Source organism: Streptomyces sp. NPDC002265 (assembly GCF_040296125.1).
Taxonomy (GTDB): domain Bacteria; phylum Actinomycetota; class Actinomycetes; order Streptomycetales; family Streptomycetaceae; genus Streptomyces.
This window is the reverse complement of the sequence record NZ_JBEOWS010000431.1, coordinates 1-7114: the sequence shown is the minus strand read 5'-3', so window position 1 is coordinate 7114 and position 7114 is coordinate 1. Positions and strand designations below refer to the sequence as shown.

8 protein-coding genes are annotated in these 7114 nt (G+C 69.0%); 5 read left to right on the top strand and 3 right to left on the bottom strand.

What is annotated here, in order from left to right:
* Positions 1-43: 43 nt before the first annotated feature.
* Positions 44-1267: an NAD(P)-dependent malic enzyme gene (locus ABT085_RS41505; protein WP_351620803.1), complete on the bottom strand. Its 1224-nt coding sequence runs from the start codon at positions 1265-1267 to the stop codon at positions 44-46.
* A 559-nt stretch (positions 1268-1826) separates the two neighbouring features.
* On the opposite strand from ABT085_RS41505, the gene ABT085_RS41500 reads away from it, so the two are divergent.
* Genes ABT085_RS41500 through ABT085_RS41490 form a run of 3 tightly spaced genes read left to right on the top strand, consistent with a single transcriptional unit; the run spans position 1827 to position 4557 of the window.
* Complete coding sequence (locus ABT085_RS41500; RefSeq protein ID WP_351620800.1) at positions 1827-2786, top strand: ABC transporter substrate-binding protein; 960 nt, start codon at positions 1827-1829, stop codon at positions 2784-2786.
* A gap of 29 nt (positions 2787-2815) precedes the next feature.
* On the top strand, positions 2816-3754 hold the full coding sequence (locus ABT085_RS41495; RefSeq protein ID WP_351620797.1) for an amino acid ABC transporter permease: 939 nt from the start codon (positions 2816-2818) through the stop codon (positions 3752-3754).
* Between the two features lie 50 nt (positions 3755-3804).
* Positions 3805-4557 (top strand): amino acid ABC transporter ATP-binding protein, encoded by a 753-nt coding sequence (locus tag ABT085_RS41490; protein ID WP_351620805.1) that lies wholly within the window; start codon positions 3805-3807, stop codon positions 4555-4557.
* 95 nt (positions 4558-4652) lie between these two features.
* Here ABT085_RS41490 and ABT085_RS41485 read toward each other — a convergent pair whose 3' ends face one another.
* Complete coding sequence (locus tag ABT085_RS41485; protein WP_351620794.1) at positions 4653-5441, bottom strand: class I SAM-dependent methyltransferase; 789 nt, start codon at positions 5439-5441, stop codon at positions 4653-4655.
* 101 nt (positions 5442-5542) lie between these two features.
* On the opposite strand from ABT085_RS41485, the gene ABT085_RS41480 reads away from it, so the two are divergent.
* On the top strand, positions 5543-6172 hold the full coding sequence (locus ABT085_RS41480) for a CGNR zinc finger domain-containing protein (RefSeq protein WP_351620791.1): 630 nt from the start codon (positions 5543-5545) through the stop codon (positions 6170-6172).
* Here ABT085_RS41480 and sodX read toward each other — a convergent pair.
* The gene (gene sodX, locus ABT085_RS41475) at positions 6076-6510 is read right to left on the bottom strand and encodes a nickel-type superoxide dismutase maturation protease (protein WP_152892134.1); all 435 of its coding nucleotides are present in this window, start codon (positions 6508-6510) and stop codon (positions 6076-6078) included. The genes ABT085_RS41480 and sodX overlap by 97 nt on opposite strands.
* Positions 6511-6655: 145 nt before the next feature.
* Between sodX and sodN the strand changes: the two genes are divergently transcribed.
* Positions 6656-7051: a superoxide dismutase, Ni gene (gene sodN / locus ABT085_RS41470; RefSeq protein WP_020130742.1), complete on the top strand. Its 396-nt coding sequence runs from the start codon at positions 6656-6658 to the stop codon at positions 7049-7051.
* Positions 7052-7114: the final 63 nt, after the last annotated feature.

Genomic DNA, 7114 nt, shown 5'->3' with positions numbered 1-7114 from the left:
AGCGGCCGCTCCCGTACGAACGTCTCCGTCAGCGCCGACACGCTCAGCGGCGAGCCACGCCCTCCGCCCGCGCCGCGGCCGCGACCGCGGCGGTCACCGCGGGGGCGACCCGCTCGTCGAACGGCGAGGGGATGACGTAGTCGGGGGCGAGGTCGTCGCCGACGACCGCCGCCAGCGCCTCGGCCGCAGCGATCTTCATGCCCTCGGTGATCCGGGAGGCCCGCACCTGGAGCGCGCCCGCGAAGATGCCCGGGAACGCCAGCACGTTGTTGATCTGGTTCGGGAAGTCCGAGCGCCCGGTCGCGACGACCGCGGCGTACTTGTGCGCCACCTCGGGGTGCACCTCGGGGTTCGGGTTCGCCATGGCGAAGACGAAGGCACCCTTCGCCATCGAGGCCACGGCCTCCTCCGGGACCGTACCGCCGGAGACGCCGATGAAGACGTCGGCGCCGTCCAGCGCGGTCTCCAGCGTTCCGGAGATCCCGGCCTTGTTCGTGAACTCGGCCAACTCCCGCTTGACCGGCGTCAGGTCGTCACGGTCCCGGGAGACGACGCCCTTGCGGTCCGCGACCGCGACGTCCCCGATGCCTGCTTCGACGAGCATCTTCGCGATGGCGACACCGGCCGCGCCGGCGCCCGAGATGACGGCGCGCAGGTCCCCGACGGCCCGTCCGCTCAGCCGCGCCGCGTTGCGCAGCGCCGCCAGCGTCACGACGGCGGTGCCGTGCTGGTCGTCGTGGAAGACCGGGATGTCCAGGCGCTCCTGGAGCCGGCGCTCGATCTCGAAGCACCGGGGCGCCGAGATGTCCTCCAGGTTCACCCCGCCGAACGACGGCGCGAGGCGCACCACGGTCTCGATGATCTCGTCCACGTCCGTGCAGGCGAGGGCGATCGGAACCGCGTCCACGCCGCCGAACTGCTTGAACAGGATCGCCTTGCCCTCCATCACGGGCAGGGACGCCTCGGGACCGATGTCCCCGAGGCCGAGCACGGCCGTACCGTCCGTCACGACGGCGACCACGGACGACTTCCAGGTGTAGTCGTCGACGAGTTCCGGGTTTTCCGCGATCGCGGTGCACACGCGAGCGACGCCGGGGGTGTAGGCGAGGGACAGGTCGTCCTTGTTCCGGATCGGCACGGTGGCCTGCACAGCCATCTTGCCGCCGCGATGCAGAGCGAACGCGGGGTCGAAGGAGTCGAGGGGCTCCGCACTGTCCCCTTGGTCCGTATTGTTCTTGCTGCGAGGATTGATGATCTCCGCTGCCACTGTGTCTTACCCCTTAGGTGTACATGGTTGAGGGTGGCCACTCCTGGTGAGGGGTGGGCGGGCATCGCGCACGGCCCAGTGAGGTGAGGCGTACGGGCACATACGCGTCGGGCGCGCCGCACACGCGCCCTGAGCCCCGGATGAGGGGTGTGAGGATCCTTCTTACCGGACGGACGCGGCCGAGGACGAGTCCATAACGCGAAGGTCACATGTGGTCTCGTGCCAGTGAGATGACTCATGCTCGAAAAAGGGGGCAAATCCTGGACAAAGGGTTGAGGGTGAATCAAGCGTCCTCAACGGGCGCGCCGAGACCGGCCACATGGCGAGACACGCCGCAGATTTTCCGGCCGGAAGCAGAGATTCCCGCAGAAGGTCCGGTCGTGATGTCCGGCCTGATGCAGTTCGAGGGCGTCCCGTTATCCGATTTTGACATGCCGACTCACCTGAATGACTGAATCCGAATGGCAGGATGCCGTAACCACACGAGGTCGCGACACCCGATGGTGTGTGTTCTCGTCGACCCATCGGCAACGCCATCCACCCGCCGGAGGAACCCACCATGACCGCAAGCACCACCCGTCGTTCCACCGCCGCGCACACCCGGCTAGCAGCGGTCGGCGCGATCGCGGTCGCCGGCGCCCTGCTGCTCACCGGCTGCGGTGACCAGACCAAGGACAACGGCTCCGGAAGCGGCTCGACCGCCTCGGCCTCGGCCCCGCTGGCCGACAAGCTGCCGCAGGCCGTCCGGGACGCCGGCGTCATCAAGGTCGGCTCCGACATCGCTTACGCGCCGGTCGAGTTCAAGGACAGCTCCGGCAAGACGGTCGGCATCGACCCCGACCTGGCCGACGCGATGGGCAAGCAGCTGGGCGTGAAGTTCGACTTCCAGAACGGCACGTTCGACACCCTGATCACCGGTCTGCGCTCCAAGCGCTACGACATCGCCATGTCCGCGATGACCGACACGAAGGACCGTCAGGACGGCGTCGACTCCGACACCGGCAAGAAGGTCGGCGAGGGCGTCGACTTCGTCGACTACTTCACCGCCGGCGTCTCGATCTACACCCCCAAGGGCAAGGACCAGGGCATCAAGACCTGGGCGGACCTGTGCGGCAAGAAGCTCGTGGTGCAGCGCGGCACGGTCTCCGAGGACCTCGCCAAGGCCGAGACGAAGAAGTGCACCGGCGGCAAGGCGATCGCCATCCAGGCCTTCGACAACGACCAGCAGGCCCAGACCCGACTGCGCGCGGGCGGCGCCGACGCCGGCTCCTCCGACTTCCCGGTCGCCGCGTACGCGGTGAAGACCTCCGGCGGCGGCAACGACTTCCAGATCGTCGGCGAGCAGGTCGAGGCCGCGCCGTACGGCATCGCGGTGGCCAAGAGCAACACCCAGCTGCGCGACGCCATCCAGGCCGCGCTGGACGCCATCATCAAGAACGGCGAGTACGCCAAGATCATCCAGAAGTGGGGCGTCGACGCCGGCGCCGTCACCACGGCCGCCGTCAACGGCGGCAAGTGACCGCGCGCGGCCGCTGAAAGGCAACACCCGTGACTGTTGAAGACACCACGACGGACGGGCCGGTGGCAGCCCCACCGGCCGCCCCGGAGGCCATCAAGGCCATCCCGGTCCGTCACTACGGGCGGTACGTCTCCGCCGTCATCGCGCTGGCCCTGATGGCCGGTGTGGTCTACGCGTTCTCCCAGGGCAAGATCAACTGGGGTGCGATCCCGGACTACTTCTTCGACGACCGCGTCCTGCAGGGCGTGGGCAAGACGCTCCTGATAACGGTGCTGTCGATGACGATCGGCATCGGCGGCGGCATCCTGCTCGCCGTGATGCGCCTGTCGAAGAACCCGGTGACCTCGTCCATCGCGTGGTTCTACATCTGGTTCTTCCGCGGCACCCCGGTCCTGGTGCAGCTCGTGGTCTGGTTCAACCTGGGCCTGGTCTTCGAGTACATCAACCTCGGTCCGCTCTACAAGGACCAGTGGTCGGACTTCATGACCCCGTTCCTGACCGCGCTGCTCGGCCTGGGCCTGAACGAGGCCGCGTACATGGCCGAGATCTGCCGCGCCGGTCTGCTCGCGGTCGACGAGGGCCAGACCGAGGCCGCGCACGCGCTGGGCATGAGCCACGCCAGGACGCTGCGCCGGATCGTCATCCCGCAGGCGATGCGCGTGATCGTGCCGCCGACGGGCAACGAGGTCATCAACATGCTGAAGACGACCTCGCTGGTGTCGGTCGTCCAGTACTCCGAACTGTTCCGCGTCGCCCAGGACATCGGCCAGACCTCCGGCGCCCCCGCCGAGATGCTGTTCCTGGCGGCGGCCTGGTACCTGCTGCTGACCTCGATCTTCAGCGTCGGCCAGTACTACCTGGAGCGGTACTACGCCCGGGGCTCCAGCCGCTCGCTGCCGCCCACGGTGTTCCAGAAGGTCAAGAGCAACATGCTGTCCCTGAGCCGTCCGAAGGGAGGCCTGGCATGACCGAGACGCTGAGCGGTGCGGACACGCCCGCGCGCTCCTCCGCCGTCCCGATGGTCAAGGCCGAGGACGTCCACAAGTCCTTCGGCTACGTCGAGGTCCTCAAGGGGATCGACCTGGAGGTGAAGACCGGCGAGGTGTTCTGCCTCATCGGCCCCTCCGGCTCCGGCAAGTCGACCTTCCTGCGGTGCATCAACCACCTGGAGAAGGTCAACGCCGGACGGCTGTACGTCGACGGCGAGCTGGTCGGCTACCGCCAGAAGGGCGACAAGCTGTACGAGCTCAAGGACAGCGAGGTCGCGCTGAAGCGCCGGGACATCGGCATGGTCTTCCAGCGCTTCAACCTGTTCCCGCACATGACGGCCGTCGAGAACGTCATCGAGGCGCCGGTCCAGGTCAAGGGCATCGGCAAGGCCCAGGCCAGGGAGCGTGCGATGCAGCTCCTGGAGCGGGTGGGCCTGGCCGACAAGGCCGGGAACTACCCCTCCCAGCTCTCCGGCGGCCAGCAGCAGCGGGTGGCCATCGCCCGGGCCCTGGCCATGGACCCGAAGCTGATGCTCTTCGACGAGCCGACCTCGGCCCTGGACCCGGAGCTGGTCGGTGACGTCCTGGACGTCATGCGCGACCTCGCCGAGTCCGGCATGACGATGGTCGTCGTCACCCACGAGATGGGCTTCGCCCGTGAGGTCGGCGACAGCCTGGTCTTCATGGACGGCGGTGTGGTCGTCGAGTCCGGCAACCCGCGCGAGGTGCTGACGAACCCGCAGCACGAGCGCACCCAGGCGTTCCTGTCCAAGGTGCTGTAGCCCGGCGCCGAGGAACGACGGAAGAGGGGCGGTACGGAAATTCCGTACCGCCCCTCTCCACGTCCTGCCGCCTGCCGCCTGCCGCCTGCCGCCTGCTACTTGAGCGCGAGCAGCAGGGTGTCCGAGGGCGAGCACCACACCGGGCGGGCCTCCCCGAAGCCCTTCTCGCGCAACACGCGCGCGTGCCATGCGGGGGACGGCATCTCGCCGTCGGCGTGCTCGCCGTAGATCTCGAAGCGGCGGGCGGTCGGCACGGCCAGGACCGGGTCCTGGGCGGCCACCTGCCACCACGCGGCCCAGTCGAGGGCACCGGCTTCCCTGGCCCGCTCCCTGCGGGCGTGGCTCCAGGCGCGCTCCGCCGCGTTGAGCCGGGGTGTGCTCTCGTCGATCATGTGGTCCGCGTTCATGAAGACACCGCCGTCGCGGACGAGTTCCGCGATCCGGCCGTAGAGGGCCGCGAGGGGTTCCCGGTGCAGCCAGTGCAGGGCGGTGGCGGTCAGCACGGCGTCGTACGAGTCGTACGGCAGCCGCGCCGACCAGTCGGGGTCCTTGAGGTCGGCCGTGACGAAGGAGACCCGCCCGTCACCCGCGAAGGTGCCCTCGGCGATGGCGAGGAGGGCCGGGTCGAGATCGACACCGGTGCTGACGGCTCCGGGGAAGCGGGCGAGCAGCCGCGCGGTGATGCTGCCCGTGCCGCAGGCCAGGTCCAGCACGCGCGGGGTGGTGCCGACGAGCGCCTCCACCATGTCCAGCATGATCCGGAAGCGCTCCTCGCGATCCGGCATGTACCACTCCTGCTGCCGGTCCCAGCTCTCCTGCCAGGCCGGCCAGTCCGCGCCGTTCGCCTCGGTGGTACCCGTCGTGGTCGTGTCCGCGTTCGTCACCGCATCCTCCGCCGCGCGCTCCAACGTAATACCCTGCATGCACGACCGGCTGTTACCCCGACCGCATCCAAGACCATAGAGCGCCCCCGTAAGGACTACAAGTGGAACTGGCCTATTACTCGGATTACGCCGTCCGTCTCGTCAACAGCGAGGAACCGGCCCGGGGCAACGACTCGCTGACCTCGGTCGGGGCCGTCCGCGACCTCTTCGGCGGCAACCAGTCGGCGGCACGGCGCGCCACCGACGCGGACGTCACGCGGTTCCGCTCGGTACGCGCCCGGCTGCGCGCGGTCTTCGAGGCGGCGGACAGCGGCGACGAGACCCTCGCGGTGGACCTGCTGAACTCGCTGCTCCTGGAGTTCCCGGTGAGCCCGCAGATCTCCGGGCACGACTTCCGGGACGACGACGGCCGCCCGCTGTGGCACATGCACCTGGCGGACCATCCGTCGAACGCGACCGCCGGCTATGCCGCGATCGCCGCGATGGGTCTGGCCTTCCACCTCACCGAGTACGGCGTCGACCGGCTCGGCCTGTGCGAGGCCGCCCCCTGCCGCAACGCCTACCTGGACACCTCGACCAACCGGTCGCGGCGCTACTGCTCCGACCGCTGCGCGACCCGCGCCAACGTGGCCGCCTACCGTGCCCGCAAACGCCAGGAGGCGGACCGGTCGGAGAAGACCGGCCTGGCGGCCGACAGCGCCCACCGCAGCAGCGCGAAGGGCGCCCGCTGATCGGGCCTGCGCGGCCGGAAGCGGAAACAGACCCGGCCCAGGATCAGGTCGTCGGGCACCACGCCGTAGTCGTTGCTGTCGTTGCCGGCGAACGAGTTGTCCGCGAGCACCCACCAGCCGCCCTCGCGCCGCTGGGTGGCGCGCTTGACGATGAGCAGGTCCTGCTGGAGGGGGTGCCGCAGGACGACGATGTCACCGGGCCTGATCCGGCCCCGGTGACGCACCACCAGCTGGTCGCCGTGGTACAGCGTCGGCACCATCGACGGCCCGGTCACCTCGGCCAGCCCGAACGGCTGCCCCGTCCGCCCGCGCTCGGTCTCCTGCGACAGCTCCGGCATCACCCGGCACCTCCCCGGTCGGTCCTCCACCAGTCCCAGTGTGACCCCGGACTTTTGCCCTAAGCCCACAGGGGCACTCGCGAAAACCCCTCCCTCAGGGAGTAATGTCCCACCTGAGAAGACGATCACGAGGAAGGAACGCTCCATGCTTTCCCGCCTGTTTGCCCCCAAGGTCAAGGTCAGCGCGCACTGCGACCTGCCCTGCGGCGTGTACGACCCGGCCCAGGCCCGCATCGAGGCGGAGTCGGTGAAGGCTGTCCAGGAGAAGATGGCCGCCAACGACGACCCGCACTTCCAGGCCCGCGCCACGGTCATCAAGGAGCAGCGCGCCGAGCTCGCGAAGCACCACGTGTCCGTGCTGTGGAGCGACTACTTCAAGCCCCCGCACTTCGAGAAGTACCCGCAGCTGCACCAGCTGGTCAACGACACCCTGAAGGCGCTGTCGGCCGCCAAGGCCTCGACGGACCCGAAGACCGGTGAGAAGGCTCTCGAGCTCATCGCCGAGATCGACAAGATCTTCTGGGAGACCAAGAAGGCCTGATCCCGTATCAAGCCTGCTGGCCCGCGGCCCACTTGGCCGCGGCGCCTCCCCTCCGCACCCGGC